Here is a 26,938-nt window from a genome sequence, read left to right on the forward strand (position 1 = left end):
AAAGCAAAGCAATATCAGTGCTTTTTCCTAAAAAGCCCAGACTTATACACTAAATTCCACCCACGCCCAGGAGTGGTATCCACCCGTTCAATACCAAACGTGTAGGCCTGCGATGATTTCGCACGCTGCCCAATATCTCCAAATTCTAGTAATTGCGTGCGCGGGTTAAAAGGATGCCGAATATCAAATTCAATTAACCGCACTGCCCGCTTAGCTAATGTCGGACCATACGTATCAAAGCCACAAGTAGGTGTAATAGCACACAACAACTCTCGCTGCTCGCTCAGGCTTTCCTCATCGCTATTACCGTCACCGACAATCGAGTCAGCACCAGCGGTCAGAGCCCTAGCACTAACACACGCCTGCGCTACAAAGCCATTGCGGTGATCATGTCCTGCGAATACACCAGCATATCCACCTTGCGCGAGCACCATATCTTCGCGCATATCGTCAGCGCAACTAATGCCCTCGCCCAAATAACTACTTGGCTCAGTACGCGCATCATCAAGCACAAAATACCGACCTTCAAAGGTGCGATATCCTTCAACCGCATAGGCAGTCGAAGCATCCACCTCTTGTAATGCCTGATAGAAGGTAGCTAATGGCAAATGCTGGAATAGCATAGTCTGTACATGATTTGGTAGCACCTGAGGTAATTCGCGCAGCCATTGCAATACCTCATCACTTGGGCCAATATACCCGCCTTGTGCCGCATAATCACCAACATGTGCCAAAGCCAAGTTAAAGACCAAATGACCAGCAGTATCGCGAATAGGCAGTGCTAACGTCCCCGCCCCACACGCAAAGCGCTCAAGCCAAGGTTGCTCAGGCAGTACTACAGAAACTTGACCATTTAAGCAACCCGTAAATTGCATGGCAAGACGTTCTAATTCATCAGCATCCAAACCGCATTGCACATCATGGTTGCCAAAAGTCATAGCAAATGGAATACCGCGCTCAACTAAAGGCATCAGCACGCTGCTATAAGCAGCGGTAACAAGCTCACGTGTATGTTCAAGGTCGTCCTCATTTGTAGAGCTTGCTTCCAACCATGGGCGTCTACGGAAGGTAGCGCTAAACTCCGGACTGTATCCTGCAATAATGTTGCCTGTAAAAATAACAATATCTGGACGCGCAGCATCAACAGCTGTAGCAATCAGCGTTGCTGTGCTTTTTGAAGGCTTTGCTCCATCTTGAATATCACTAATATGCAATACTCTGAACTTGCCAGAACGATGAAATGACAACGCTCCTAGACGTGCAGATACAGAAAGAGACTGTTTACGCCAACTCTCGACCTGAGTTTCGTTCATGCACTCAACCTCGCAATGCAAACGCCAGATACGAAAAAAGCCTCGCTATGCGAGGCATTCGCTGGGGTACCTGGACTCGAACCAAGAATGGATGAACCAGAATCACCTGTGTTGCCAATTACACCATACCCCAATTGGCAGGCGCAACGTCAAACGTTCCGTCAGTCGTACCTCCAACCGGATTTGAACCGGTGTTGGCGCCGTGAGAGGGCGTAGTCCTAGACCGCTAGACGATGGAGGCATCGTCGCTGTAAGCAACGAATGATTACTATACACAAACCGCCACCAGCACGCAACACCGGCGTGTCGCACAATTCGTTAAGGTGTTCGTTATGCTGTCTGCACTACAAACTCCCTTACAGTTCCTCTAGCCGTATATACATAAAGCCAATGCATAAAGCCCTGCACACTAGATAACACTATGTATGCAGAGCTTTAATACACACAGATACTCAAAACGAGCAAACAGAGCCGCAACTACAGCGTGCTACGCAAAAACTTCAAACGCGCCACACTAATATCCTTGCCAACAATCTCCATCGACTCAAACAATGGAGGAGAAACCCTGCGCCCGCTCATAGCCACACGAACCGGACCGAAAGCCAAGCGAGGCTTAAAACCAGCCTCCTCCACCAAAGCCTTCGACAGCAATTCATGCAAGTACTCATGATTCCACTGTGCAGCATCTACACCTTCCAATGCCGCAATTGCCGCATCCAGCACATCAGCTGCAGAATCCTTAAGCTGCTTTTGCGCATCCTCATCAGGCTCAATCTCCCCAGAAGTGCTGAGCAGAGAGCCAACCATGCCGCCAACTTCACCAAGCAAGCGCACACGAGGCTGAACCAAAGGGGCTGCCGCAGTCAAAATCTCACGCTCGCGGTCACTCAATGCATCCCAAGAGTCCGCAGATACCAACCCCTCGGCAGCTAAATATGGCACCGAGCGGTTCAAGAAATCTTGAGGCTCAAGCACACGAATATGCTCAGCGTTAATCGCAATAGCCTTATCGATGTCAAAATGAGCAGGATTGGCCTTCACATTGCGCACATCAAAGGCTTCGATCATTTCATCCATGCTAAAGACATCACGGTCAGCAGCAATAGACCAGCCAAGCAATGCTAGGTAATTGAGCAGACCCTCACGAATAAAGCCATGGTCACGATGCAAGAACAAATTCGACTCTGGATCGCGCTTTGACAGCTTCTTTTTGCCCTTACCCATCACATATGGCATATGCCCAAATAACGGCATTTCCTTAGCAATACCAAGCTCCATCAAGCAACGATACAGCACAATCTGGCGCGGCGTAGAACTCAGCAAATCTTCACCACGCAACACCACATTGATTCGCATCATAGCGTCATCAACTGGATTGGTCAGCGTGTAAAGAGGATCACCATTCGGGCGCACAATCACATAATCAGGAACTGACCCTGCCTTAAATTCGATGCGACCACGAATTAAATCATCAAAAGCAATATCTTCGTCTGGCATACGCAAGCGGATAGCAGGCTTACGACCCTCAGCACGATACGCTGCCTTCTGCTCTTCTGTCAAATTGCGATCATAACCATCATAGCCAAATGCCGCTGGACGACCTGCAGCCACATTACGAGCCTCAATCTCTTCAGAAGTCGAATACGACTCGTACGCATAGCCTGCCTCAAGTAGCTTTTGCGCTACATCGCGGTAAATATCACCGCGCTCAGACTGGCGATATGGTCCGTCAGGACCGCCGACTTCCACACCCTCATCCCAGTCAATACCAAGCCAATGCAAAGCGTCAAGAATCTGATTGTAGCTTTCCTCACTATCACGCGCAGCGTCAGTATCTTCGATTCTAAACACGAAAGTACCGCCAGTATGACGTGCTTCTGCCCAGTTAAATAAAGCAGTACGCACCATGCCTACGTGTGGCGTCCCAGTTGGGGATGGACAAAAACGGACACGAACATGCTCAGGCAATGCAGGTTTACCATCATCCTGAGCAGTAGTATTACTGTGTGCAACAGTTGTTTGCGTTTCACCTAATTGTGCAGTCATGAGCACCATTGTGCCCCTTAACACCGACTTACACACACCTACACACGGTTTCATGCTTGCAAACGTATTACGCATGGAAACATGTATGGAACCATACTTGCGCACGTATACACACATACGCACCAGCCACTACCAAGCGAGTGCTGTATTCAAGTGCCGTATCAAATAAAGAGCCTCTCATATACCCATACTCGTATGATGGTACTCCGTGAAGCAAGCAACAGGAATATCTCAGCGCACTCGACGCAGGCGTACTGCTATTGCCCGCATACTGCCATGCACACTTACAGTAATTGCATTGATTATTGTGTGGCAAGTATGGGTAAGCGTGGCACATATTCCCAGCTCAGTCTTTTCTTCACCCACTGAAATTATTCATGCCACTATTGAAGCTTGGCCAACGCTAAAACCTGCTCTCCTTATTACTACATACGAAGGTGTTATTGGATTCATCTGTGCATGCTTCTGCGGCATTATATTAGGTGTTGCTTGCTATAGTTGGCGAGCGCTGAATGACGCCGTATTCCCTTTGCTTTCTGCTGCACAAACGATGCCGTTAATTTCTATAGCCCCTCTGTTTTTGCTCTGGTTTGGTTTTGAACCAATGGGCAAAATTGTGATTGTTACTCTTTTTGCGCTCTTCCCTATTGCCGTACAGACTATTCGCGGTCTACAAGCTGTTCCTCAGTTTTTTGTTGATGTTGCGCTTACTTGTGGTGCGACGCGCACATGGACACTATGGCATGTTCAATTGCGCGTTGCTGCTCGACAGATTTTTGGAGGCATTCGTATTAGCGCCGCGTATGTGTTTGCTACTGCGGCAACTGCAGAATATTTAGGAGCACGTGGTGGGCTTGGTATTTGGCTACAAGCAGCATATAACTCTTTTAGAACACCACTTATTTTTTCTGCTACTGTTGTCATTATTGCATTAACTGGTATATTGCTGCTTATTATTCATGCTATTGAGCGGATACTCCTTGGTCCAGATGAACGTTGGGATGGCTCGGGGCAGTAAGTATTTTTAGCGAAATCAGCATAATTGCTCTATAAATATGCGATAATACTAGAAAAGATTAAGCAAGGGGGCATTATGGCTGACTCACAAACACCAATTCCGCAATCACCAAATAATTCAGAACCGACGTCATCAAATATTTCATCAGATGCACAACCTATTGTGCCTAATGTGCCAACGATGGCTGCCATGCCAAGTATTCATGTACCTAATTTGAATACTGAGTCAGAGACAACACCAACGCAAGCAACGCAGCCTACACAACCACCACAGTCTGCACAGTCATCACAGTCTATGCCTGCACAAGCAATGCCGCCATCGCAGACAAATCCATCTGCACAATCTGTACCACCAGAGCAACCACAATATGCATCTCCCGTACCACAGACAGACATACCTCAGACAGGCGCAGCGCAGCCAAGCGTACCACAGTATGGCACACCACAATTTGGTACGCCGCAACAGCCAAGTGCTCCTCAGCCACAATTTGGCGCATACGCTCCTCAACAGCCTATGCCAACAGTACCGACTGGACAGACGGCTCCATCAGGGCAAGCTAATCCAGCTCAGCCACAACCTAATCCTTACGGCGATCCTGTAACTCCGCCACAGTACGGAGCACCTGCTGGCGCTCCAATGTATGGCGCGTATGGTCAGCCAATGAATCAAGGATTCCCTACAGCGCCGGGTGCGCCAATGCCTCAGTATGCTACTCAACCGGGTTCTGGAGATACTTCAATCGAACCTCCAATTTGGCATCCATGGTATGGCATTTCGTTCCCGGGATCTATTACGCGCTTCTTCAAGAAGTACGCCACGTTCAATGGCAGAGCTTCCCGTAGCGAATACTGGTGGGTTGTACTATTTTTGGCGCTCGTACAGATCGTATTCGCTATTCTTGAATCTGCAACCAATGGCAGTTCTGCGGTGAGTCTACTCCAAGGTCTATGGTCATTGGCTATTTTAGTTCCACAGCTAGCACTTTCCGTGCGCCGCTTACATGATGCGAATCTTTCCGGCTGGTGGATTATTGTGCCTTACATTCTTGCCGTAACTGGCACTATTCTTATGTTTGTTGGCGGCATGGGTGCGGTGTTGAGCATTGCTTCTGATACTACTGGTGCCACGGCTGGTTTAGGTGCTGCTATGATTGGCGTATTCATGGCACTGGTCGGCGGCATTATGAGCATTGTGTTTACTCTGCTTCCTTCAAAGCCAGAGGGGGCACGGTTCGATAAGCCAACGCTCTAAATCCATCGCAATGTATTAGCGCAGCCAATAGCTAGAACGCGGGACATACTGTTTCTTGAGATTTGAGGATATTTGGTGTGAGCGTTTTCTGCCTATATGCCTGTTTTTGCAAAAAGTGGCTGTTTTGGAATATCAGTGCAAATGCATGATGGCTCCTGAATTCAGGAGCCATCGTCGTATCAGGTATTATATCAGGTACTCATCATCTAAAGTTGCTTATAATTCCACTGCTTCTTTATTTGGGTCGTCCTGAATATGCGCAAATTTAGCAGCCAAAGCCTCACGAGATTTACGCTCATCTTCTTCTTTGGCCTGCTTCTTAGCCTCCTCTGGATCCCAAAGCACATCATCATAGTGCTTCTGCCATTCAGCTTGCGCTATCTGCGCAAACTGTGTAGCCACCGCATCAACATCACCGCGTACAGCCTGCGCGCTTAATGCTTTCCACTGATCTAATTTAGCAAAAACCGCTGGCACACCAGCAAGTTCGGCACACTCAATAGCAGCAAGCATCACTACGGCAATATTGCGATCAGCATCTGTGCCAATATCATTGCTTGCCGTCAACAGCGCACATAATTGTGCTACTACTGCACCAACCCATGCTGCACGCTCATCAAAAGGTAGCGTGCTCACATGCTCGACCTGCTGTGTAACTTCATGTAAAACATCGACCAGTGTATCCTGCTTCTGACCTTGGCAAGCCTCAATAATTTGAGCACTTTCAGCAAGATGTGAAGCGTCAGCATCCTCACTGAATGCCGCAGCAGCATCATAGGCATCATTAGCTGCTAACAAGGCTTCTACAATAGACTGGGGTCGTCCCGGGATCTCATCTGCGCCCTCATACACATACTCAGCGTCTGGCATAGTAACCCGCTCGCCGCTTAATATTTGCGCAATCTGGCGTGTAATACGTACTTGCAAATCTTCTGCATATTTGACGTCATTGTCGATGCGAACATGATCATGTAATGGCCACAATGCCACTAAACGATTACCCACTGCTGCTGCATCAACCATGGCGGCAGCGCTCTTAAACTGCGCTACAGTAGACATCCATGTGAATTCGCTCATATATGTAGTATGACGCTCTTTACAAGTCAATGTGCCGAGGCACGCCAAGAACTTACCAAATCGTGACCAAATTCACTTCAATGGCACTGATTTGCATTGCAACATTGAAGTGCGCCACAATTCATGCGCATGCAACATAAGGTATGTGCGGTATCAGCACCCAGCATCACAAGCCATCACAGGAATGTCAAATGCTCTACCACGATATACCAAGCTATGCCACATCTGCAGCGGGATTTGCATAACTAATACTGAGCAGCTCATGACTATCACAATCAAAACTCAAACTCGTAATCGACGCCAAGGCTGTGCGTCGCGCAAACATCCAATGCTCTGGCGAACCCTGTTCTAACAACATGCGCAATGACCAAATCGGAGACTCATGGCTTACTGCTAGCACTTGCTGCCCAGGATGTGCATCAACTAAATCGAGTACTACCTCATGCATACGCTGCGCAATATGCTCATAGGATTCTCCCCAAGAAGGTTTGTGCAAATTGGCAATTAGCTTCCAGTTTTTCGGTCTCCACAATGCCCCTTGCCCATAGCCGATGCGCGTGCCTCGAAATTCGTTGGAGGCTTCAATCAGCCGCTCATCGGTGTGACACACTAATGCTGGTAGATGATGAGTCTGTCTAAAGGTATTAATGCGGTCGGTAATAATCTGCGCAGTTTGACGTGTGCGCTCCAATGGCGAGCTCACTACATGAGCAACATTTTGAAAAGGCGCAAATGAAGCCATAAATTCTCCAGTTGCAGCTGCCATACGCTCTCCGCGTTCAGAAAGTGGGAAACCTTCAAGGCGCTCGTACAAAATATGATCAGGGTTTTCTACTTCACCATGGCGGACTAAATGCACTGTAGTAACACTCATGTCTACTCCTGACCTCAATGTACATGGTGCAACACTACGCAGCTATATAGCTATGCATCCATATATCTACATGTATACGCAATCTACATAATTGTACGAATACGCCGCGTTCCACAATCACGATCTATAGCATATGAGCATATACCTAATCTGAAGATTCAGTCTTACCCAATGCTCTATTCGTCAAACGTAAAACGCACGGTAAATCATAGAATACGGATGGTACACAGTATCATGTTCTCGTATCGCATAATTTACCCCCGTTATACCCTCTATTTTGCTCGGGGGCGCGTGTCGTCTCCAATAAGGCATTAGCATACACTTAGTACAATTACTTTACCAACAAAAGTAAAGCGAAACTTTCGTTAGACCACGTTCATACTCTAGGATCCCGCCTTATGTCAGCACTGCACGCCATACGTGATATCAATCATCGCCTGTTCGCCGGCTATGCCGAACTTTTGCGTATCCCACAAACGCCACGATTCGCTATCGGAGCGGTAATCGCCTCAATACCATTTCCTATGATTGGCATGACTATCACCATCTCAGTGCAAAATCATTATGGTAGCTACGGACTGGCAGGCGCACTTACTGCTGTACAAGCTATCGCCTTAGCCGTACTCGGCCCACAATTTGGCAAACTGATTGACAAATTCGGTCAAAAGCAAGTCTCCATACCTATTATTATCGTTTGGACGCTTGCTGCTATCGCTATGGTAACTGCCATCAATCTTCAAGCGCCGCCATGGTTACTGTACTGTATTGTGCCATTTTTAGCGTTTGTGCCACCATGGGGCGCAATGAGCCGCGCACGCTGGACGTATTTACTCAAAGGTAAACCGGCGAAAATCAACCAAGCACTCTCTTTATCGAGCGTCTTTGACGAATGTATGTGGGTTGTCGGCAATCCGCTTGCATCAATTTTGGCGGTTATTTCAGGTATTCTCGCCTTTTCCTTCACTGGGATATGCGTGCTTATAGGCGCTGCCATGTTTTTAAGCGTTACCTCCTATACCCCGCCTTCACAAACAGAACTTGCCAAAGCGTCTGGCTTAACGAGAGCACAGTACCGCGCCAAAGAAGCACAGCGATCGGCACAATTACAAAGCGATACCAGCAGCGCCAAACGCGCCGCCCGCTCAGCAAGCCTATGGGGTACTGGCATGATTGCTATCTGCGCCACTTGGTTCAGTGTTGGCGCATTCCAGAGTGCTACTGGTATCTCTATTATTGCTTTTGCTAAAGAGCAAAATATGGCGCAATACACAGGCTTTGTGTTTGCCTGCTTCTCGTTCAGCTCGCTTATGGGCGCACTCATCTATGGCGCGAAAAACTGGATGATTCCACTGTGGAAACGTTTCTACTTCTGCCTTGCCGTTGTCAATATAGGTATCGGCTCATTTGTTTTTGCCAAGCATTTGTGGGTAATTATGATTATTTACCTGCTTATTGGCGTATGTCAGGCACCAACATGGATTAACGGTAACCAGATCATGCTGCATCTCGTACCTCCATCACGATTTACTGAAGGCGTGGCTTGGATGGGCGCTATGAATGCTATCGGCTCATCATTTGGATCAGCTATTGCAGGTCAGTTTATTGATCGCTATGGTTCCCATGGTGGATTTGTAGCAGTAACAACATTGGCACTGATTTCCCTACTTGTGGCATTTGTGGGATTTAAGCAAATTAAAACAAGTACGGAAACACCTGTACTCAATGAAGTACAGGTGTAAACCTGACGCCTATTGTCTAGCGTCTAATGTCTATAGTGTCTAACGCCTATTTCCAACCAAACGGAGCGTGGTCTATAGACCACATGCCGAGTTTATGTGCAAAACTACGATTGCGCTTTTCCTCAAGTTCTTGAGCGCTCAATTTGTTATCGCCAGTACGCAAACGATTCATCGCGTTAGTATGTGTATCGTCGAGTAGCCATTTACGAATAACGAAATTCCAAACCGCTACAACGACTGTTGCCACAATTTTGCCGATATTCGTCAATAATACATATCGTGCATGGTCTGTGTGAATCGCATCCGCAGGCAACGTTGCTGTAGAAAGGCCGATAATAGCGTCATTGATAAGCAAACCAATAACCGAGGAAACAACAAAAATCAGCATTTCCATCCAACGAGCCATATCCTCACGATGCTTGAATACGAAACGCATGCTCGCCAAATAGTTAAAGCACAATGCAATAGTAAATGAGATGGTTGCAGCAACCACATTGTTCATGTGCAGGTGTCCAACCAAAAGATTCAAGATACCGAAGTCAATAACAAAGGCTATGACGCCAACAACACCGAACTTCATGAGTTGCGCAAATAATTTTCTCATAATTGACTGTTATACCGAATGCTCAAGTCAAAACAGCCTCACATCTTGTAGCAAGGGGTATTTTCTGACGAATACTTCACAACTCAACATATCCCCACGCATGCTCACTGGCTGAATGAGAGAAAGCTATATTTTGCAACTGTTTAAAGATATGCATAGATGTAATCGTATTTATGACATGAGTTGTGAAGTGATTAACCGTACAAACCCAGCATTGTGGTCTACAATAGGTGTGGTCTACAATAAGTGTAATTTACATAGATGTAGCAAGGCGCAAGTCCTTATTGCACCATGAACACGATAGGCGGGTAAAGGAGTATTATGCCTGTAATTCATACTCATGTCAGTGTAAAAACCACAGCAGCACAGCGTGAAGCCCTGAAAAAAGCCTATGGCAAAGCTATTAGTGCAGTTCCTGGCAAGTCTGAGGGCTGGCTGATGTGCCCATTTGAAGACAATATGCCTATATATTTTGCCGGCGATGGCGAGGAGCCTGCTGCATATGTGGAAGTAAATGTATTCGGCTCTTCCGTACCACGTGCAGCTTGGGAACAATTGACCGCAGCAATTTGCGAAGCCCTAGATAAGCAGCTGGCTATTCGCGCTGACCGTATCTATATTCGGTATACGGCTACCACAGATTGGGGCTGGAACGGCTCCAACTTCTAAATAAAATCCGCGATTCCAAACAAAAATCCCCGAGCAATGCTCGGGGATTTGGCTTAAGCACAGTGTTGTACTGCCTTAGGCAGCAACAACCTTAACAGTGAAGTTAGCAGAAATTTCTGGGTGGAGCTTTACTGTAGCAGCAAAGTCGCCAGTGGTCTTAATGCTTGGCACAGTAATGGCCTTTGCATCAACAGCATTGCCAGCCTCTTGCAAAGCCTTAGCAACGTCAACAGCGGAAATACCACCGAACAGCTTGCCAGATTCAGAAACCTTAGCAGCAATTTCAACAGTGCTGCCTTCGATCTGTGCCTTTGCAGCAACAGCATCTTCACGGCTTGCGAGTGCTGCAGCACGACGTGCACGCTGCATCTGCTCAATCTGAGCAGCAGCATTCTTGGACCATGCGAATGCCAAGCCCTGAGGAATCAGGTAGTTACGTGCATATCCTGGCTTAACAGTGACAACATCGCCGGACTGACCCAATTCGCCTACAGTGGCAGTAAGAATGACTTTTGTTTCCTTGGCCATGACTCAATGCCTCCTATCAGCGACCAGTTGCAGCGTATGGCAACAAAGCCATTTCGCGTGCATTCTTAATAGCTTTTGCAATCTTGCGCTGTTCCTGAACGGTTACGCCGGTGATACGGCGGGAACGAATCTTACCGCGATCAGAAATGAACTTGCGCAACAAAGCGACGTCTTTGTAATCGATTTCGGTAATCTTAGCAGCCTTCAATGGGTTTGGCTTCTTCTTGAAAGGCTTCACCGGTGGCTGTGGCCTCTTGCGTGACATATGAACTCCTTAAGGATATTTACAGGTATCTGCTGTACTTGCAATACATTACGTGTGTATCAATACTGAGTTTGGTTTGCTACGTTCTTATGTTGTGTACTGGGAGTTAGAACTCTGGCTCATCTGATGATCCGCCAAAATCATCTGACGCACCAAAAGAGCCAAACGAGCTACCACTACTAGCGCTAGTTGACCAAGGATCCACTGCAGGAGCACCCTGCGCGGCAGCAGCTGGTTGGGCTGAACTTCCACCTTGGTAACCGCCTTGATATCCCCCTTGAGCTGGCTGGCTAAACCCGCCTTGAGCACCGCCATGATTGTTATTCGTATTACGCACTACTTGCGCAGTATTACGTGACAGTGCTGGCCCAATTTCATCCACACGCAATTCGATAACCGTGCGGTTAGTGCCATCATTAGCAGTATAGGAACGCTGGGAAAGTCGTCCTTGCGCAATAACGCGCATACCTTTTGCCAATGAAGCTTGAATATTATGAGCCATTGGATTGTAGGAGGAATCCCATGCAGAGCAGTTCAAAAACAGTGGTTCGCTTTCTTCCCACTGCTGCGTCTGGCGATTATAGGTACGAGAAGTTGAAGCAATAGTGAAATTTACTACACTTGCTCCGCTAGCAGTCGTTCGCAATTCTGGATCGCGAGTAAGATTACCAACTACTGTAATTACTGTTTCCCCTGCCATAATAACCTTCTTTGCATGGTTGTAATGTATTGTGGGACATGGCGACTAGCGCCTTGCCATTAACGCTTTACTTAGCGTCCTTACGCAGGATCTTGGTACGAATAATCTGTTCGTTCAGGTTCAGCTGACGATCAAGCTCATCGCTTACTGCTGGCTCTGCAGTGTAGTTTACTACTGCATAGTTGCCTTCAAGATTGCCATCAATTTCGTAAGCGAGCTTGCGACGACCCCAGATATCGGTGTCTTCAACGCTACCCTTACCATCGGTGACTACAGTGAGGAACTGGTCAACCAGCTTCTTCAAGCCACGCTCATCCAATTCAGGATCGGCAATGAGCATCAGTTCATATTTATGCGCAGACATCACCCACCTCCTTCGGTCTATCGGCTGTGGACGTTCCACAGCAGGAGTGTGTTAGCGCGTGCCTAAAGTCAAATCAGCTTTAGGCAACTCTCTAACAATACGCGCACCAAAAGACTTTGTGCATTCGGTTTAATCTAATCCCAAATCGTAGGCAGCGTCCATCTGGTGCTTGGAATATGTTTTGAATGCTATCAAGGTCTGTGTGCGCAGTACTCCAGGAATTGCAGCAATACCATCAGGGATAATCTGGGCAATGCTTTCTCCTTGATTTGCATGAACCACTGCTACTAAATCTACTTCGCCAGCAACAGAATACACTTCGCGCACGCCTGCAAGATCGGCAATTTGACGGGCTACTTTGGTAGCACTTCCAGCTTCAACATCGATCAGAACAATTGCATCAGACATTTTGCATACTCCTTCACGTCTTGCAGGTATTATATACACAGCAACTTAAGGAGTGCACATTATGATCAATACTTCGTATAAAGCCATGCTTGGTGGTAAGTCAGTAATTCGACAACTGAGTGAATACGCTACCGCGCGTAAAGCACAGGTTGGCGCAGATCATGTGTATGATTTTTCGCTTGGCAATCCAAGCGTGCCCACAGCACCAGAATTTACCGAAGCAATGCTTGATTTATATGCGCATGATGATCCAGTAGCACTCCATGGCTACAGTCCGTCTCTTGGAATTACTCAAGTGCGTGAAGCTGTAGCAGCAAGCCTTAATCAGCGTTTCGGTATGAACTACACCTATGAGCATATTTTCATGACTTCAGGTGCGGCAGGAGCACTCTCCCATGCACTGCGTGCTGTTACCAAGCCGGGTGATGAAGTAGTTACTTTTGCACCATACTTCCCTGAATATCACCCGTATGTAGAAGGTACTGGAGCGATCTTACGTGTTGTAGAGCCTGGAGAGCATTTCCAAATCAATTTTGATGCCTTAGAGCGCACACTCAATCCGAACGTCACTGCTGTGCTCATTAACACACCAAACAACCCTTCTGGTGTGGTCTACTCAGATGCTACTCTCACCAAATTGGCAGCAATATTGTCTGCAAAGCAAACAGAGTATGGGCATGATATTTTCTTGATTAGCGATGAACCGTACCGTGAAATTGTCTTTGACGGGCAAAACCAGCCTTATCCGAGTAAGTATTATGCGAATACATTGTCATGCTATTCGTTTTCTAAATCACTGTCGCTGCCGGGAGAGCGTATCGGCTATGTAGCGGCTCATCCTCAATGCACAGACGCGCTACTGATTGCACCAATCTGTGGACAAATCAGTCGCGGTACTGGCCATAATTGTCCTCCATCGAGTATTCAACTTGGTGTGGCTCGCGTTTTAGACAAAACAAGTGATTTGCGTGTGTATGAAACCAATATGAATTTGCTCTATGATGCACTGACTGATATCGGTTTTTCAGTAGAGCGACCGGGCGGCACATTCTATATTTTCCCGAAGGCACTGGAAGCAGACGCTAATGCATTTTGTATGAAAGCTAAGGATTATGACCTTATTTTGGTGCCGTCTGATAGTTTTGGCTGCCCTGGCTATTTCCGTATGGCATATTGCACTACAACTGAATTAGTAGAACGCACTATCCCGGTATTGCGCAAATTTGCCCACGAACAATACGGTTTATAAGAGAAGCTTCGGCAAGTTAGGAAGATCTTGGCAAGCTAGGAGGTTTTCAAATAAGGTTCACGGGTAGGCAAAGCTGTATCGTAGCGCAGTTGCTAGTAGCACTCATTAACGGTGAAAACTAATATCCGTAATAGTGCCACCCCAAGCTTTTTCTAACTGCTTAGCCTTGGTTTTCTCCCCAACTACTACCCAGCGTTTGCCTGCAATAGTTGCCCACTGTGTGCCCTGTGCTTCACCAGAATGTTCAGAGAGCAATTCAGCAGCCTTAGATTGAATCATTGGAGCACGGGCCGCGTAAGCAGTGTCATTATCAAATGTGGCATACGCTGTGCGCGTATCAAGGCAATATTGGATAGAAGAAACTCCGGGGAACTGTGAAGCATCAATATGCTGCCAGCCATCAGCACATGAGCCATATACTGCTTCAACACCTGATTGCATAGCTTGAGTGTCGGATATTGGCGCTTCATCGCGTACTGGAGGCTTCGCTACGCCTTCTGGAGCAATAGTTTGTAGTGCGTATGCTCCTGCAGACAGCATCAGTGCAAGCACAATAGCTAAAATACCCCAGATTGTTGAACGAGTTTTACGTCGATTACGCGCAGCTCTCAGACGTGCAATAATCACCAACACCAGTGTAAGAGCCGCTAATACACAAGTGACAGGAATAATGTCATGTGCACTAGAGGCTGGAAGTTGTGGCACAGCTCGCGTATTCCAAGCGCGCATCACACTGAGTACGCCAGTAGCTACTGCGATAGAGCCAGCAATGGCGCACATTATGCCCCAAATACCTGATGCAGAACGTTTTGTAGATGATACTCTCGTTGTACCGCCGGAGCCGGCCGAACTCAGCGAGTGAGACGACCGGGCCGAACGGGTTTGGCGCACGTTCAGTTCGGGCTGAGATGGCTGAACCACGTTGGATTCGTCGGAATGAGTAACTTCAGGATCGCGGGGCCCCGAAACCGGTATGCGTTCCACGTTATTATTCCAGGCTTCTCCATTACGGTTCTCACTAGTCATCATAGGCCTCCCGTCTGTGAGCCAACCTCTACTCTAATATGTTGGGGGGTCAAATTGCAAAACCGTTGCGCTACTACGATCAAGTTCGCCAGTATTTGCAGTGTCTGAAGAGCTACCAGATGTCACGGCAAGCGCCAAACCCGATAGCATCAAAATTGCAGCAAGGACAAAACACAGCACAATGATGAACGTTCTTCTACGTCGTGTAGCCCCAACGCGCATAGGCAAAATATAGGGACCAGGACCTGGGGTGCGTCTGCCTGAGGGGAGATAGTATCCGCTTTCCTGCATATTGCGCTGAGGCAATGGCTCCGGTGGTAACACATCATACGGCAGCATTATTGGAGTGTATGCAGGCATACCTTGATACGGCATACCCTGATTCAACGCACCTTGATACGGCATACTTTGATTCGGTATGCTCGACCCCGGTATCCTCTGGTCAGGCATACCCTGATTTGGCATATTTGGTGCCGACATGTCTTGAACCGGCATTGAAGGATATGCCGGCGGCACACTGCCTTCCTGTACTGGTGGATAAGGAGGCACATTGTTGCCCTGTTGCTGGTTGTTTGGTTCACTCATAGCTCATCCTTACCACTCGTTACACGCATGTACCACGTATCTATATGGCACTTCATAGCACTTTCTAGCACTTTCTATGTGCCATTCTACACATATCGCTACATCTACAAATAAGAGCTGCAACTACACGCTATCATTGCAACTCCTCGATAGCATGGCAACTACCCGCCATCGCCTCAACTACAATTTTTACTGCGCCTGCTCAGCTGGCTCACTTGCCTGTTGTCGCACAGTATCAAGTGCTGTATTAAATGCTTCTGTAGTCCAGCTAGCACCAGCTACCGTATCCACATGCAGACCTTTAAGCGGCTTGCCAATGACTACTGCACCAATATTGCTCGCAAAATTATCTTGATGTTCTTTGGAAATAGACGTAAATGGGTGTCCTACAATACTGACATCGCTGATATTGCCTGACTGCACCGTAACATGCACATCAATCGTATCTTCTCCAACAGGCCCGTACTGCCCTGCTACATCATAGGTGCCGTCTTTATACACCCCAGTATCTTGTGCAGCATTAGTATCGCCAGTATTTCCTTTGGCACTGTTATTGCTATTGCCTTGAGTGGCAGTGGAACCATTACTGCTTTCGCTACCACCGGTGTTGCTGGTAAATTCATCATTCATAGGAACGGCTTGAGGCTCACCGCATCCTGCTAATAATGCTCCCGTGGCACTGAGTAATGCCAATGTTGCTGCAGTAGTTCGTATTGTATGTGACTGTGCCATTTCCCTACGTATAAGCCTTCCCTACTGTTTGGTAATGCGCTGTATTGTTTGATCGTCTGCTAATACACCCTCAAGATGAGCACCAGTACTTGCCGGCAATCCACCTTGTGCTTCATAGCGCTGACGTGCTTGCTCATCATTCCAACGCTCACCCACCAGCACACCATGGTTCAGCATAATCTCACGTTCTGAACATTGCGCTACTGCAGTATCATGCGTTACCACAATAATAGTAGTACCTTGGCTATGCTGCTTGCGCAAAATATCAAGAACTAACTGCTCATTATGCTCATCAAGATTGCCAGTCGGCTCATCAGCCAAAATAAGACGTGGACAGTTAATCAGCGCACGCGCAATACATACTCGCTGCTGCTCACCACCAGAAAGCTCTCCTGGCAGATGCTTCGCACGATCGGCAAGTCCTACTTGAGCGAGCGCCTCTCGCGCTTCATCAGCATTAACAACAGAATGGTAATACTGCGCCATCATCACATTTTCTAGAGCAGTCAAATGTGGCACTAAATGGAATTTTTGAAATACCAAACCAATTTCATTTTTGCGCACATCGGCTAGCTGTTTTGCATTCAAATCATTTAATACGCGCCCATCAAGGGTAACCGTCCCCTTGGAAGGCGTATCCATACAGCCGATAATATTCATTAACGTGGTTTTGCCTGATCCACTTGAGCCAACAATAGACAGCCACTGACCTTCTGGTACCGTTAAATTCAAATCATCAACAGCATGTAGGTCGCCGTAAATCTTACTAATATGTTCTAGTTCAAGTAGCATGTTACTCCTCTCGCAACACTACGGCTGGATCAATGCTTGCAGCGCGACGCACTGGAGGAATGCATGCCACGATATCAATAATGATGGCTGCTCCTACAGTAATTAACGCTAAAAGTGGGTTAAATGGCAAACTGCGATCAAAAACGGTTTGGCATAGCACACTTGCAACTATTTGCCCGATACCAATACCAAGCAATGCACCGATTACGCCATACAGCACTGATTCAATACAAAATTCCATACCAATCGACCATGATGATGCACCGAGTGCTTTGCGCAAACCGATTTCATTACGTCGCTGCCCTACCATCGATGCCATAGTGGTGGAAACACCTACTAAAGTCAAGGCAAGCACTACCAGAGAAACCATCCAAAATAGTGTTTGTAGCATGGTGATAATGCGTTCGTTTGATGAGGTCATACGAGATACTTGCCGAGCACTGACTGGCACGCTTAACCCATCTTGTGCTGCAATGGCTTGCGACATACTAAACAGCGTATCAGCGTCAGCATCTACAGCAAACTCAATTACATCAACGCCACGCTCACCGGCTAATTGGTTCACATCATGATTAGTGGCGTAAATAATATCGTCTTCATTACCTCCGGTGTCAACAATGCCACCTACTTGGAATTTGGTGCCACCGCCTTGCAAAATATCCGTTGATACACGACCATCTCGGCTATGCGACTGGGTAGACTCTTGCCCCTGATTCGCTTGGTTAGTAGATTGCGCTTGGTTAGTAGACTGCGTTTGGCTGCCAAATTGCGCGTTATCGTCAGCACGATACGCTATTTCCAACGTAGAGCCAACCTTCAAATCCAACGCGGTCGCCACATCGCGACCAACCATAATATGACCATTACTTGGCCAATGACCATCCACCGACCAATGATGATTGATTGCTTGCACATCGTTACTATCAATGCCGGCAAGCATGTATGGTGCTGCATGGATGCGAACATTTTCATATCGATAGGTTGCACTTTGTGCATCCCCTACCGCTGTCACATCTTGGGTAATAGTGCGAACATCCTGTGTGCTTGCCCCACCATCAGAGGCACGAACGATAAGATTTGCGCCAAAGGATCGCATATCATCGCGCATTTGCTGTGGCACCACGATACACACTGCAGCAAGGCAAAATAATGTAGCAGCACCCACTAATGTCGCTACAATGGCCATGAGTGCGCGAGATCGTCTACGAAACACAGCACCACGGATCATGGTGGCAAACATGCGTCTATTAGAGACATCATGTGCAGTATGAATATTCACCATTTTGTACCTTCTCAGCTGTAGTCCCATGTATCGTCTTTACCGTCCATGCAGCACTTGCGCCGGCTGCACGCGCACAATCGCACGAATTGAAGAAATAGAAGCAATGAGCACAGTAAGTGTTAGTAACACTGCCACGAGCACAAATACCATCGGGCGCATGGTAATGCCACTACCAAATACCACGTGTCCAACCAGCTGAGCTGCTCCTGACCCTACAAGCGCTCCAATAACCGCACCCACAGCAGCGATAATGCCTGTTTCAGCAAGCATCAGCCGAATAACTGCTCCATCAGTTGCACCAATAGCTTTAAGCAGAGCCAATTCTCGGGCGCGCTGAGCAAGCGAAGATGCCATTAAATTAGCAATAGCAATAGCTGCCGCTATCAGAGAAAGCACCGTCATAACAATCATTACCGTGCGCGTTTTTTGTAATACTTCACCTTGTAATGCAGAAACCTGGCGAACCTGCTTGGCAACTGCTACAGAAATTACTTCTTCTATCTGATAGGCAATCGAGCTTGGATATGCTGTGCAATACCATGTTTCCCAATCTTCGCGACTGAGAGCAGCTGGATTTTTTGCAGCACGACGCGCTAAATCATTTTCTGGTGTCGTTAATGCTTTGACTTCAATGCGATCCACGCTATCTGGCAAATTAGCCAGTTCTTGAGCAATGCCTGTTGGAATAATAACTTGCTGTGCAGCACCATCATGCGAATCATAAATACCGGCTACGGTAACAACCAACTCACTATGATGGTCACCAGCGGCCATTTTATGCATTGTCATACGCGAGCCAACATGCAAACCTAACGCCTGTGCAATATCCTTACCGACCAGCGCCTCTTGAGCTTGATCTTTAGGCCAAGCGCCTTCAATACTCCACCACGAGCGCATCCCCTGAATACCAGCAACTGTGGTTTCGCCAGTTGGCAACGATAGTTTTTTCGCAAACCATGTGCCCATAACCGGCACAGATACACAACCTGAACCTTTAGCCATGCAGTCGCGCTTACCAAGGGCAACTTGCGCGTGAATATTGAGTTCTGGAGCGAAGTTTGTAATATTGTATGCCCAGAAAATAGTCTTTATTTTCGCAGCATCTGATTCTTTAAGCAAGTTGCTACCATCTGCTGCGCTATCTGCGGCTGTTGGCTCGCTATCACCTATGCTGGTAAGTCCGCCAGTTTCTGACTTGCGCTGCATACTACTATCCGCAGCATTATCTGCACTGTGCTGACTATGCGTTGCATCAGACGTACTAGAAGCGCTGCCTGACATAGCATCTGCCCCACTTGCAGTGCCATACAGCTCATCAATTACAGAATCTGCGCGAGGCTGCACCGTAATATTGGAACCGTAGGTTGTTAATTCAGCATTCAGCTTGTCACCTACATCGAAAACAATACCGAGCATAGCCACGCAAATTGTTGCACACAAAGCTACTGTAAGGGCGATAAGCGAGCGCTTGGCGAATTGTTTACTCAGTGAGCGCAGCACCATGCGTAATCCAAACATTGCTGCCCTCCTTACTTAAAATGTGATGATAAAGCGTCCAAATCAGCAGTATGTATCGTAATATGACCACCGCTTGCAGTGTATGGCACCGGAATAGGATTGCAGCCTCCCTTAAAGCCGATAGTGGCAAGGTTAATAGCTACATCGCAACGTTTGCAAATAATTTTGCCGCCCTTCTCATAGTAGCCGGCATCGCCGCATGTTTCGCATGCATCAAGTGCTACTCCGTAAGCACCACCATTTTTCTTAATCACAATAAAGCGCATGGCTGTGCCATCTTTTGCTTTGTAGGCAAATCTATGCAAATGCCCGTCAGCAACTTGCTCAAAAGTAATAGTCGCGGTATCGGCTTGTAATGAGTACTCTTCTGGCTCAGAAAGGGTTGGCACTTTGCGGGTTTGAGATACACCAACCGTGAGCGCAATACTTACTGCAATCAATGCCACACACACCCAGAGTGCAGAGCTTATCGCATGGCGGCGCAGCGCGGAGGTTTGTCTTACTTGTGCTTGATTGGCTTGGCTTGGTGCTTTGGCTTTAAAGCCCAGCACCAATGAAGCGAGAATTGGCAGTACGAATACAGCCAGCTGAGCCAGGGTCAAAGGAATTGTGGCATTATGCACACTGATCAGTGCTCTAAATGGCGCTCCATGCAAACGCAAAATAAGCATATTCATCAGCAGAACAATCAGCTCAGTGAAGTGCAATACCACATTAATGGCTACCACACACCATGCTGCAATGGTGAACCAGCGACGAATCTGCACAGTGCGCAAGGTATAGACGGTAACTGCTGCAAGCACTGCCGTAGCAATACCTAATACAAAGCCCAGGGAGCGAATCAGCATTTCAGAGGTAAATGGAGAATCCCCTGGCTCTACTACGCGAGTTAATTGCAAAATAACATCTGGTAGTGCATACAGGGTGGCCGCAGCAATATTAAGCGCTGCAATGGCATTCGCTATATGAAGCTGTACAGGATGCTGTTGCCAATCGGTAGTTGTGCGCCAAGCCCTAGCAACAACGACAAGCATCAGCACATCGGTAAGTATGCAGAGCACCAACAGCGGTAGATTAAGCGTAGAACGGCGGTCAAGTACCGCTGTGGTGCGTAGTAGAGCAAAAACGATGGCTGCAAGCACACCAATACCAAGTCCGTATAGTCTCCAATATTTGGAACGCGGTCGATTCTTGCCCTCTCCCACTGTAAGCAGGACTGAGCATCCTACTACCAGAAGACTTGGTGCTAACGTGCCAGCAAGCGCATGCACGTATTGCTCTAACATACTATTCTCCTATTATGGCGTGCTTTATTGCATACTGTTGTCAGTAGTACTTGTTCTTGTCAGTAGTACTTGCGATACGGTTTACCACTGGCTCATGGTTTTCCACTGGTGCACTAACTACCACTGGGGGCACTAACTACCACTGGTGCACAGTGTAATCCCAATCAAATACTGCTTCTAGCGGCTCAGTCCAGTAATGACCTTTCACGCCGGTTTCTGGATCTACGTGCAGCATCCACCCGTTTTCTGCTGGGGAGTGAATTTTCAACGTGAGCGTGTATTCTCCGTCCTTATCAAGCTTGATATTGCCGCCATAATGTGGTCCATCAGAGGCTACCATTTCCATAAAGGTGCCTTCTTGTGTATTTGATGGATCGTTTTTATCAGTAATCGTATAATCAACGGTCAGTCCCGGCACAAATTCTCCAGCACCGTACCCGAGATTATTGTCTTTAAGCGCGTGAATATCGGCTTCCAAATGCAAATTAGAGTCAGCAGCGCTTAATCCCATACCTGCTGGTTCCATATCAATAGGCTGGAAGTATACTGCAGCAACATTCAACGGTCCTACTTCAATATCAGTATTGCCATTGGCATCATAGATTGGAATTTCTTCAAATCCAGCACTTTTGCTTTGCTCGCTACGTGCCTGATCAGATTGGCTTGATGACGCAGCACTATTGGAGGAGGCAGTATTGCCGCTACCACATGCTGCAAGTGACATACTTACTGTCGCAGCCAATGAAAGCGCCGCAATACGGCGTACCCATGGTTGGTTGGTAAAATTCAGGGACATGATGTTCCCTCCTATGTGTTTATTGTGTTGTAGTGTGTTTTAGATTTTCAAGTAAGGTCAATGAGCGCGTATTAGTTGGTATATTCTTGAGCGCGAATAGCGCGTTGTTTATAGAATTCATAAATAAACAACCCTATAACAACAGCAACTGCTATTGCCTGTGCAATAAGCGTTTCTGCATATGGATATACGCCTAACCAGTCGCTTGTTGGCACGCCTGCAAGGTAGATTCCCGGCAACACATCGCCTTCAATAAGCGCGTGCACACCGCCTCCTGCAAAAACAACAACTAAAACCGACAGCAAGACTGAGGTAATAGTGAAGAAGGGGCCAATTGGAATTTGTACCGAAGTAAAGCGCAGCAGCACGAAAATCACCAGCAATACTATGGAAGCAGCAATAGCTCCTGCCCACATGCCAGCACTATCACGTGTCATGCCATACACAGATTCGTAGAAAATAACAGTTTCTGCACCTTCTCTAAATACTGCGAGAAAACTGAGCAGCGCTAATGAGGCTATTGCAGAAAACGAAAGCGCCCCTTGCTCAACTTGGGTCTTGGCTTGAGCAACTGCTGATTGAGTTTTTTCTCGAATATAGCGATTCCATGAGGCTACACTAGCTTTACCGAGCATCCAATTGGATGTATACAGCAACATCACCATAGCTACCAACGCACAAACGCCTTCGAGAATTTCTTGCTGCGGACCGCTACCGCCAAAGAGTTGCATAAATACCACAGCAACTAATCCTGCGCCTGCAAGACCAGCAAGTACGCCAAGGTAGATCCAGCGAATAAGTTTGCGATTATTGGTTTTGACTAAATATGCCACAATTGCCGTTACTACCAGTAGCGCTTCTAATCCTTCACGAATCAGAATTAAGAACGCCTGACCAAAGGTGCTGGTAATCCAGCGCATAACCGTATTGCCATGTTCTCCTGCGCCTTGGTCTAGCTCCTGCGCATCTTGCACTAGCATTGTTTTGAGGCTGGCGATGTGCTGTTGAGCAGCCTTAGTATCCCCAGCATTCATAGCTTTGCGCGCCTCTTTGAAGGTGCTTTCCACAAGGGAAACTCGCGAACCACTAATAGCGTTCATGACATTCTTTTCAAAGCCGAGTTTCTCATAATACTGGTAGTAGGCGTTATTCACGCCTTGAGCGCCAGCTTTGCCATTGCCTGCCTGAGCATCTTTCAATGCTTTGCCCAAAATAGTATTCATTTGTTCGGCAATTTGGCTCCATGTTTGTTCGCCTTTGCCTGCATTATGATTGACTTTTGCTGCATCTAAGGCTTTGCGTTCTTGTGCAGTCTGTTCGGCACGAGCTTTAGCATAGTCACGCGGATTGGCAAGATCTGACTGTGCATCAAGTGTGGCAGCTACGGTGCGCAAGGTATTGCATAAGTTGGTTACTGTAGTTTGCAATACCTCATCTTGATTCGCTGTGCGTGCTTGTGTTTGAGCACTGGTAAAGAGTTGCTGGATACTTTGGTTTTGCTCTGCTGATATGCGTGTTTGGACAACCTGTCCTAAATTACTTGCCACATACAGCACATTTCGTGTGGAGCGAATATCTGAAGCTGCTCCTGCAAAATCTTTAGCTTGATATTGCTTAAGCGCTGCTTGGAGCTGCGCCACGATTTGATCAACTAGTGCACTCCATGAATCATAGTCTGACGCAGTAGCGCTAATGGATTGGTCGGATTTTTTGGATTGGGCGGTTTGCTTGGATTGATTGGATTGTTGAGCAGATGCGAGGCCGTCTTTAGACACACTTGCCGCACTTGTTGTTGCTGACTGCTCCTGCGCGTAGGCACCCATCGGCAGTATGCCAACTATCAGTACCAGTAATGCAAGCAGTGCACCGAGTGCATACAAGTGTTGTGTCAGTTTGCGTTGACACTGCCCCATATTGCTCCTATCCCAAGCGACCATCAGGTATGGTAGTTTGCACACGCTGTACTAGTATGCAGCAGATACCATAACTCTTGCGTAACGTAACTGAATTTCGCTACAAAGTATAGTCTTGACTTTTTTGCGTGATTATGATATATAATCTCTTTTTTCTACACAACTTATCAAACTATTGAAAAATAAGGGAAAACTGCCTATTAGTTTAGTATGTTATCAACCGATTGCCTACATATTCGCCAACACGCCGTCCAAAATATGAACTCATCTCAGATTGAGAGAGTTAAGAAGATGTAAAAGCGTCAAGCAGAAGCAATAGAGTACAAGATATGGCTGGCACACCTACCAAAATCCAAACACCACACAACCAAACTCACAGCACCGACGAAACCCACGGCACAACTCACGAAACCCACAGTACCAACGAAACCCGCAGGCTTCCGTATAATACTACATTCCCTCACGCCTTTGGCACCGGCATTATTATAAGTACCAGTCAGCCAATACCACAGGACTTATATTCACGCCTTACCGACTGCATTGAAACTATTGATCGTACCCTATCGCGATTTCGAGAAGACTCTCTGGTCAGCGCTATGAGGCAGGCACCACACGGAGGCAGTTTTACCTTCCCTATGTGGTGTCAAGCGGTATTTGACTGTGCAGATAAGATGTTCCACCTTACCCAACATGCCCTCGACCCGTGCGTTGGTGAGGAACTTGGGCTACTTGGATACGGTCCAGCACTACAGCTCAATACCAGCAACACTACCAACACGAATATTGCAACCACATGGGCAACAGCAATTACCAGAGAGCAAGACCAACCAACAATCTTGCACACAACAGCTCCTGTTGCTCTTGATTTTGGTGCTTTTGGCAAAGGTTTTGCAGTTGATCGCATTGCACAGCTCTTAGAGACCTACCCAGCGTGGCAGCACAATAAGTCGCTTAACGCACACCACCCCAGCCCATCATTAGAGTACCCATTATTAGAGTACGTTATTAACGCTGGAGGCGATGTGCGCGTCTTATTGCACACCAATCCCCCATACCGCATTGGATTAGAAGATCCTCACAATCCGGACCTTGCTATCGGCGTGATGCCTATCCAGCAAGGTGCATTATGCGCTTCTTCACCAAGTAGACGCCACTGGGAGCAACAGCGCTTTGCAGCCATGCACACAGTGCATCATCTTCTCGATGCGAGAACAGGACAACCAGTACAAGATACACTTGCCAGTTGGGCTGCAATACCACTCGATATGCTTCAACAACTACCCGCTGAAACTACCGATGACCAGCGCCTTGCATACCATCTGTGTACAAAGTACCCTACGATGATTGCTGATGCACTGGCAACAGCACTGTTTACTACATCGGCTACCACACTCAGTACACGTTTTGCTGTACCAATGCTGGCACTCGATACCAGTTACAAGATTAGTTCACAATGCCAGTGGTATGGCACGCTGTTTACTGCAGCTGCTGACTAACCCAATCCATAATATACGGAGCTGCCTGCTCAATTTGTGTAATAGCAACTTCAAATTCATGAGGACCGCCATACCAAGGATCCGCCAAATCCATATCAGACTGACGACCCTGATAGTGTGCAAATTGTGGCATAAACGAGCGATACATATGTACAGCATCGCGTTTCTGAGCTGGTAACTGTCGCAAAAGCGCCTGCATATGAGAAGCAGTCATAGGTAGGAAGAGATCTGTCTGAGCAATTTCATCGCGAGTAATTTTATGCGCAAAATGATAGCCAGGCAGACTAAAACCATGCTCTACCAATACTTTGCGAGCGCGTGGATCGATAGGATTGCCATGCTCTTCACTGCTAACACCGCTCGAAAGCACGCGCACTTGATCGGTGAGTCCACGCTGCTCAACAAAGTCTTGCAACACAATTTGTGCCATAGGAGAACGGCAAATATTGCCAGTACATACGGTCATAATGGTAAATGGCTGAATATCTTGCATGGTCCTCCTTAAATACTGGTAGTGCTGCTGTCAAACTGCTATCACTACTATTTCATTAGATTATTAGTCATGAAATCATTGGCTATTAAATCATTGCTTGGCGTACACTCTGTGGATCGGTGCGCTCATAGTCAACGAAACGATAGCCGCGAATCGCCACTGGTTGAGGATCCTGCGTCTCGCTAGTAGTCCCTCCGGCAGTATGTTGCGCCTGATTTGCATGCACAGTACCAAGTTTTGCAATGGCTTTAATTTTTGGTGACACTTGCTTAGGCTGCATCCACCCGGTTTCACTTACTCTGCGCCATTGCCCATCACGGACAAGTTGCTCAATATCAGGAGCGAATACATCAGCTGCTACTTCGGCATCAATATCAGTCACAAATACCCGATGTGCATACGGTAGTGCGTCAGCAAATACTTGACCGCCACCGATAACCCACAGCTCATTGCGTTCAATACCATCATCAGGTATTGATTCCTGCCGCGCTAAATCGAGAGCCGCCTCCATGGAATCAACAACCGTAGCTCCACTAGCGCGATACTGCGGATTTGAAGAAATCACAATGTTATCGCGGTTTGGCAAAGGCCTGCGTTTTTCTGACAATGATTCCCAAGTTTTTCTGCCCATAATCACTGGATGTGAAATGGTTAAACTCTTGAAATGCTTTAAGTCTTCAGGCAGATACCACGGCATGCCCCCGCCAACGCCAATCGCGCCTTCGCGACCATCGGTAGACCGTGCTTGTGCCCATATTAAATTAACCACAATTGGGCGAAGATCATCATCATGTAAATCCTCGTTTTCCCAATCGTTTTCTTCACGCCCGACTTGCTCGGGCTTGGGTTCGTGATAGCCGCTGCGGCTACTATCATGCTCCATCTTCGCTACTCTCCTTAAAACAGTTGCCCCA

At 47.3% G+C, this 26,938-nt stretch carries 26 protein-coding genes, 2 tRNA genes and 1 pseudogene; 6 read left to right on the forward strand and 23 right to left on the reverse strand.

The window, feature by feature from the left end; translation table 11 throughout:
• Positions 1-14: 14 nt before the first annotated feature.
• The 4 genes from IEU85_RS05170 to gltX form a co-directional block, all read right to left on the reverse strand.
• Positions 15-1,313 carry a metallophosphoesterase gene (locus IEU85_RS05170; protein ID WP_188355176.1) on the reverse strand — a complete coding sequence of 433 codons (1,299 nt, stop codon included), beginning with the start codon at positions 1,311-1,313 and terminating at the stop codon, positions 15-17.
• A 61-nt stretch (positions 1,314-1,374) separates the two neighbouring features.
• A tRNA-Gln gene (locus IEU85_RS05175) sits at positions 1,375-1,446 on the reverse strand.
• 35 nt (positions 1,447-1,481) lie between these two features.
• Positions 1,482-1,554: transfer RNA gene (locus IEU85_RS05180), tRNA-Glu, on the reverse strand.
• A 236-nt stretch (positions 1,555-1,790) separates the two neighbouring features.
• A complete protein-coding gene (gene gltX, locus IEU85_RS05185; RefSeq protein ID WP_188355177.1) occupies positions 1,791-3,368 on the reverse strand; it encodes a glutamate--tRNA ligase in 1,578 nt (525 codons plus the stop codon).
• A gap of 199 nt (positions 3,369-3,567) precedes the next feature.
• Here gltX and IEU85_RS05190 point away from each other — a divergent pair, with 199 nt between their 5' ends.
• Both IEU85_RS05190 and IEU85_RS05195 read left to right on the forward strand, forming a co-directional pair.
• Positions 3,568-4,377: an ABC transporter permease gene (locus tag IEU85_RS05190; RefSeq protein WP_371866641.1), complete on the forward strand. Its 810-nt coding sequence runs from the start codon at positions 3,568-3,570 to the stop codon at positions 4,375-4,377.
• Between the two features lie 75 nt (positions 4,378-4,452).
• A complete protein-coding gene (locus IEU85_RS05195; protein ID WP_188355178.1) occupies positions 4,453-5,628 on the forward strand; it encodes a DUF805 domain-containing protein in 1,176 nt (391 codons plus the stop codon).
• Between the two features lie 216 nt (positions 5,629-5,844).
• On the opposite strand, the gene IEU85_RS05200 is transcribed toward IEU85_RS05195, so the two are convergent.
• Entirely contained in the window at positions 5,845-6,705 is an 861-nt protein-coding gene (locus IEU85_RS05200; protein ID WP_188355179.1) for a hypothetical protein, read from the reverse strand.
• Between the two features lie 214 nt (positions 6,706-6,919).
• Positions 6,920-7,579, reverse strand: coding sequence for a histidine phosphatase family protein (locus IEU85_RS05205; RefSeq protein WP_188355180.1), 660 nt, complete (start codon positions 7,577-7,579; stop codon positions 6,920-6,922).
• 398 nt (positions 7,580-7,977) lie between these two features.
• Between IEU85_RS05205 and IEU85_RS05210 the strand changes: the two genes are divergently transcribed.
• Positions 7,978-9,318: an MFS transporter gene (locus IEU85_RS05210; RefSeq protein WP_188355181.1), complete on the forward strand. Its 1,341-nt coding sequence runs from the start codon at positions 7,978-7,980 to the stop codon at positions 9,316-9,318.
• Positions 9,319-9,364: 46 nt separating this feature from the next.
• Here IEU85_RS05210 and IEU85_RS05215 read toward each other — a convergent pair whose 3' ends face one another.
• Positions 9,365-9,922: a GtrA family protein gene (locus IEU85_RS05215; RefSeq protein ID WP_188355182.1), complete on the reverse strand. Its 558-nt coding sequence runs from the start codon at positions 9,920-9,922 to the stop codon at positions 9,365-9,367.
• 321 nt (positions 9,923-10,243) lie between these two features.
• Here IEU85_RS05215 and IEU85_RS05220 point away from each other — a divergent pair, with 321 nt between their 5' ends.
• Positions 10,244-10,591: a phenylpyruvate tautomerase MIF-related protein gene (locus IEU85_RS05220; RefSeq protein WP_188355183.1), complete on the forward strand. Its 348-nt coding sequence runs from the start codon at positions 10,244-10,246 to the stop codon at positions 10,589-10,591.
• A 75-nt stretch (positions 10,592-10,666) separates the two neighbouring features.
• Here IEU85_RS05220 and rplI read toward each other — a convergent pair whose 3' ends face one another.
• From rplI to IEU85_RS05245, 5 genes are all read right to left on the reverse strand, one after another.
• On the reverse strand, positions 10,667-11,119 hold the full coding sequence (gene rplI / locus IEU85_RS05225; protein WP_188355184.1) for a 50S ribosomal protein L9: 453 nt from the start codon (positions 11,117-11,119) through the stop codon (positions 10,667-10,669).
• 16 nt (positions 11,120-11,135) lie between these two features.
• Entirely contained in the window at positions 11,136-11,384 is a 249-nt protein-coding gene (rpsR, locus tag IEU85_RS05230) for a 30S ribosomal protein S18 (RefSeq protein WP_188355185.1), read from the reverse strand.
• A gap of 106 nt (positions 11,385-11,490) precedes the next feature.
• The gene (locus IEU85_RS05235) at positions 11,491-12,084 is read right to left on the reverse strand and encodes a single-stranded DNA-binding protein (protein ID WP_188355186.1); all 594 of its coding nucleotides are present in this window, start codon (positions 12,082-12,084) and stop codon (positions 11,491-11,493) included.
• Between the two features lie 67 nt (positions 12,085-12,151).
• On the reverse strand, positions 12,152-12,448 hold the full coding sequence (gene rpsF, locus IEU85_RS05240; RefSeq protein ID WP_188355187.1) for a 30S ribosomal protein S6: 297 nt from the start codon (positions 12,446-12,448) through the stop codon (positions 12,152-12,154).
• Positions 12,449-12,577: 129 nt separating this feature from the next.
• Positions 12,578-12,856, reverse strand: a complete 279-nt coding sequence (locus tag IEU85_RS05245; protein WP_188355188.1) for an Lrp/AsnC family transcriptional regulator — start codon at positions 12,854-12,856, stop codon at positions 12,578-12,580.
• 61 nt (positions 12,857-12,917) lie between these two features.
• Here IEU85_RS05245 and IEU85_RS05250 point away from each other — a divergent pair, with 61 nt between their 5' ends.
• Positions 12,918-14,105: a pyridoxal phosphate-dependent aminotransferase gene (locus IEU85_RS05250; RefSeq protein WP_188355189.1), complete on the forward strand. Its 1,188-nt coding sequence runs from the start codon at positions 12,918-12,920 to the stop codon at positions 14,103-14,105.
• A gap of 105 nt (positions 14,106-14,210) precedes the next feature.
• Here IEU85_RS05250 and IEU85_RS05255 read toward each other — a convergent pair whose 3' ends face one another.
• The 9 genes from IEU85_RS05255 to IEU85_RS05295 all read right to left on the reverse strand — a co-directional run bounded on the left by IEU85_RS05255 (position 14,211) and on the right by IEU85_RS05295 (position 24,035).
• Positions 14,211-15,134, reverse strand: coding sequence for a hypothetical protein (locus IEU85_RS05255; protein WP_188355190.1), 924 nt, complete (start codon positions 15,132-15,134; stop codon positions 14,211-14,213).
• 30 nt (positions 15,135-15,164) lie between these two features.
• Positions 15,165-15,716, reverse strand: coding sequence for a hypothetical protein (locus tag IEU85_RS05260; RefSeq protein ID WP_188355191.1), 552 nt, complete (start codon positions 15,714-15,716; stop codon positions 15,165-15,167).
• A 189-nt stretch (positions 15,717-15,905) separates the two neighbouring features.
• Positions 15,906-16,448 carry an FMN-binding protein gene (locus IEU85_RS05265; RefSeq protein WP_188355192.1) on the reverse strand — a complete coding sequence of 181 codons (543 nt, stop codon included), beginning with the start codon at positions 16,446-16,448 and terminating at the stop codon, positions 15,906-15,908.
• 21 nt (positions 16,449-16,469) lie between these two features.
• Complete coding sequence (locus IEU85_RS05270) at positions 16,470-17,240, reverse strand: ABC transporter ATP-binding protein (RefSeq protein WP_188355193.1); 771 nt, start codon at positions 17,238-17,240, stop codon at positions 16,470-16,472.
• A 1-nt stretch (position 17,241) separates the two neighbouring features.
• Positions 17,242-18,522: an ABC transporter permease gene (locus tag IEU85_RS05275; RefSeq protein WP_371866642.1), complete on the reverse strand. Its 1,281-nt coding sequence runs from the start codon at positions 18,520-18,522 to the stop codon at positions 17,242-17,244.
• A gap of 36 nt (positions 18,523-18,558) precedes the next feature.
• Positions 18,559-20,040: an ABC transporter permease gene (locus tag IEU85_RS05280; protein WP_188355194.1), complete on the reverse strand. Its 1,482-nt coding sequence runs from the start codon at positions 20,038-20,040 to the stop codon at positions 18,559-18,561.
• Between the two features lie 11 nt (positions 20,041-20,051).
• Positions 20,052-21,326 carry a DUF2318 domain-containing protein gene (locus IEU85_RS05285; RefSeq protein WP_188355195.1) on the reverse strand — a complete coding sequence of 425 codons (1,275 nt, stop codon included), beginning with the start codon at positions 21,324-21,326 and terminating at the stop codon, positions 20,052-20,054.
• Positions 21,327-21,462: 136 nt separating this feature from the next.
• Positions 21,463-22,122, reverse strand: a complete 660-nt coding sequence (locus IEU85_RS05290) for an iron transporter (RefSeq protein WP_188355196.1) — start codon at positions 22,120-22,122, stop codon at positions 21,463-21,465.
• A 71-nt stretch (positions 22,123-22,193) separates the two neighbouring features.
• A complete protein-coding gene (locus IEU85_RS05295) occupies positions 22,194-24,035 on the reverse strand; it encodes an FTR1 family iron permease (protein WP_229714774.1) in 1,842 nt (613 codons plus the stop codon).
• Positions 24,036-24,364: 329 nt separating this feature from the next.
• Between IEU85_RS05295 and IEU85_RS05300 the strand changes: the two genes are divergently transcribed.
• The gene (locus IEU85_RS05300) at positions 24,365-25,531 is read left to right on the forward strand and encodes an FAD:protein FMN transferase (protein ID WP_188355197.1); all 1,167 of its coding nucleotides are present in this window, start codon (positions 24,365-24,367) and stop codon (positions 25,529-25,531) included.
• Here the strand turns inward: IEU85_RS05300 and IEU85_RS05305 are convergent.
• Positions 25,512-26,024 carry a low molecular weight protein-tyrosine-phosphatase gene (locus tag IEU85_RS05305; protein WP_188355198.1) on the reverse strand — a complete coding sequence of 171 codons (513 nt, stop codon included), beginning with the start codon at positions 26,022-26,024 and terminating at the stop codon, positions 25,512-25,514. The two genes, IEU85_RS05300 and IEU85_RS05305, sit on opposite strands and share 20 nt — an antisense overlap.
• A gap of 250 nt (positions 26,025-26,274) precedes the next feature.
• Positions 26,275-26,907, reverse strand: a pseudogene (locus tag IEU85_RS05310) (dihydrofolate reductase); the annotation flags it as partial.
• Positions 26,908-26,938 lie beyond the last annotated feature (31 nt).

The sequence above is a fragment of the Galliscardovia ingluviei genome (genome assembly GCF_014635685.1).
Classification (GTDB): domain Bacteria; phylum Actinomycetota; class Actinomycetes; order Actinomycetales; family Bifidobacteriaceae; genus Galliscardovia; species Galliscardovia ingluviei.

Excerpts from the sequence above, each read along its gene's own strand:
- IEU85_RS05170 (WP_188355176.1), bottom strand. The coding sequence starts at position 1,313 with ATGAACGAAACTCAGGTCGAGAGTTGGCGTAAACAGTCTCTTTCTGTA.
- gltX (WP_188355177.1), bottom strand. The coding sequence starts at position 3,368 with ATGGTGCTCATGACTGCACAATTAGGTGAAACGCAAACAACTGTTGCA.
- IEU85_RS05195 (WP_188355178.1), top strand. The coding sequence starts at position 4,453 with ATGGCTGACTCACAAACACCAATTCCGCAATCACCAAATAATTCAGAA.
- IEU85_RS05200 (WP_188355179.1), bottom strand. The coding sequence starts at position 6,705 with ATGAGCGAATTCACATGGATGTCTACTGTAGCGCAGTTTAAGAGCGCT.
- IEU85_RS05205 (WP_188355180.1), bottom strand. The coding sequence starts at position 7,579 with ATGAGTGTTACTACAGTGCATTTAGTCCGCCATGGTGAAGTAGAAAAC.
- IEU85_RS05210 (WP_188355181.1), top strand. The coding sequence starts at position 7,978 with ATGTCAGCACTGCACGCCATACGTGATATCAATCATCGCCTGTTCGCC.
- IEU85_RS05215 (WP_188355182.1), bottom strand. The coding sequence starts at position 9,922 with ATGAGAAAATTATTTGCGCAACTCATGAAGTTCGGTGTTGTTGGCGTC.
- IEU85_RS05220 (WP_188355183.1), top strand. The coding sequence starts at position 10,244 with ATGCCTGTAATTCATACTCATGTCAGTGTAAAAACCACAGCAGCACAG.
- rplI (WP_188355184.1), bottom strand. The coding sequence starts at position 11,119 with ATGGCCAAGGAAACAAAAGTCATTCTTACTGCCACTGTAGGCGAATTG.
- rpsR (WP_188355185.1), bottom strand. The coding sequence starts at position 11,384 with ATGTCACGCAAGAGGCCACAGCCACCGGTGAAGCCTTTCAAGAAGAAG.
- IEU85_RS05235 (WP_188355186.1), bottom strand. The coding sequence starts at position 12,084 with ATGGCAGGGGAAACAGTAATTACAGTAGTTGGTAATCTTACTCGCGAT.
- rpsF (WP_188355187.1), bottom strand. The coding sequence starts at position 12,448 with ATGTCTGCGCATAAATATGAACTGATGCTCATTGCCGATCCTGAATTG.
- IEU85_RS05245 (WP_188355188.1), bottom strand. The coding sequence starts at position 12,856 with ATGTCTGATGCAATTGTTCTGATCGATGTTGAAGCTGGAAGTGCTACC.
- IEU85_RS05250 (WP_188355189.1), top strand. The coding sequence starts at position 12,918 with ATGATCAATACTTCGTATAAAGCCATGCTTGGTGGTAAGTCAGTAATT.
- IEU85_RS05255 (WP_188355190.1), bottom strand. The coding sequence starts at position 15,134 with ATGATGACTAGTGAGAACCGTAATGGAGAAGCCTGGAATAATAACGTG.
- IEU85_RS05260 (WP_188355191.1), bottom strand. The coding sequence starts at position 15,716 with ATGAGTGAACCAAACAACCAGCAACAGGGCAACAATGTGCCTCCTTAT.
- IEU85_RS05265 (WP_188355192.1), bottom strand. The coding sequence starts at position 16,448 with ATGGCACAGTCACATACAATACGAACTACTGCAGCAACATTGGCATTA.
- IEU85_RS05270 (WP_188355193.1), bottom strand. The coding sequence starts at position 17,240 with ATGCTACTTGAACTAGAACATATTAGTAAGATTTACGGCGACCTACAT.
- IEU85_RS05275 (WP_371866642.1), bottom strand. The coding sequence starts at position 18,522 with ATGGTGAATATTCATACTGCACATGATGTCTCTAATAGACGCATGTTT.
- IEU85_RS05280 (WP_188355194.1), bottom strand. The coding sequence starts at position 20,040 with ATGTTTGGATTACGCATGGTGCTGCGCTCACTGAGTAAACAATTCGCC.
- IEU85_RS05285 (WP_188355195.1), bottom strand. The coding sequence starts at position 21,326 with ATGTTAGAGCAATACGTGCATGCGCTTGCTGGCACGTTAGCACCAAGT.
- IEU85_RS05290 (WP_188355196.1), bottom strand. The coding sequence starts at position 22,122 with ATGTCCCTGAATTTTACCAACCAACCATGGGTACGCCGTATTGCGGCG.
- IEU85_RS05295 (WP_229714774.1), bottom strand. The coding sequence starts at position 24,035 with ATGGGGCAGTGTCAACGCAAACTGACACAACACTTGTATGCACTCGGT.
- IEU85_RS05300 (WP_188355197.1), top strand. The coding sequence starts at position 24,365 with ATGGCTGGCACACCTACCAAAATCCAAACACCACACAACCAAACTCAC.
- IEU85_RS05305 (WP_188355198.1), bottom strand. The coding sequence starts at position 26,024 with ATGCAAGATATTCAGCCATTTACCATTATGACCGTATGTACTGGCAAT.